The 798-nt window shown below is 48.0% G+C and carries 2 rRNA genes; both read right to left on the bottom strand.

Annotated features, from left to right (window positions below):
- Positions 1–139: ribosomal RNA gene (locus EKQ44_RS21340) — 23S ribosomal RNA — on the bottom strand; the annotation flags it as partial.
- A 225-nt stretch (positions 140–364) separates the two neighbouring features.
- Positions 365–798: ribosomal RNA gene (locus tag EKQ44_RS21345) — 16S ribosomal RNA — on the bottom strand; the annotation flags it as partial.

Here is a 798-nt window from a genome sequence, read left to right on the forward strand (position 1 = left end):
TACGAGCAGTGGGTTTCCCCATTCGGAAATCTCCGGATCAAAGCTTACTTACAGCTCCCCGAAGCATATCGGTGTTAGTCCCGTCCTTCATCGGCTCCTAGTGCCAAGGCATCCACCGTGCGCCCTTAATAACTTAACCGTCGACCAAAATTGGTCATGTGTCGATATCAGCGATGATATCTATAAGAAAATTACTAAGATGAACGATATTTTGTGAATATCTTGATATTAGTTACATTATCTAGTTTTCAAGGAACAACGATGACAATTCGTAAGAATTGTCTAAGGATAAATCGTAAGATTTATCTCATTTGAGAGAATGCTCTCTCAAAACTAAACAAAACAACAAGCGTACATTCCTTAGAAAGGAGGTGATCCAGCCGCACCTTCCGATACGGCTACCTTGTTACGACTTCACCCCAATCATCTGTCCCACCTTAGGCGGCTGGCTCCAAAAGGTTACCCCACCGACTTCGGGTGTTACAAACTCTCGTGGTGTGACGGGCGGTGTGTACAAGGCCCGGGAACGTATTCACCGCGGCATGCTGATCCGCGATTACTAGCGATTCCGGCTTCATGCAGGCGAGTTGCAGCCTGCAATCCGAACTGAGAACGGTTTTATGGGATTGGCTCGACCTCGCGGTTTTGCTACCCTTTGTACCGTCCATTGTAGCACGTGTGTAGCCCAGGTCATAAGGGGCATGATGATTTGACGTCATCCCCACCTTCCTCCGGTTTGTCACCGGCAGTCACCTTAGAGTGCCCAACTGAATGCTGGCAACTAAGATCAAGGGTTGC

This window comes from Sutcliffiella horikoshii (assembly GCF_021991925.1).
In the GTDB taxonomy this organism is placed as follows: Bacteria; Bacillota; Bacilli; order Bacillales; family Bacillaceae_I; genus Sutcliffiella_A; species Sutcliffiella_A horikoshii_F.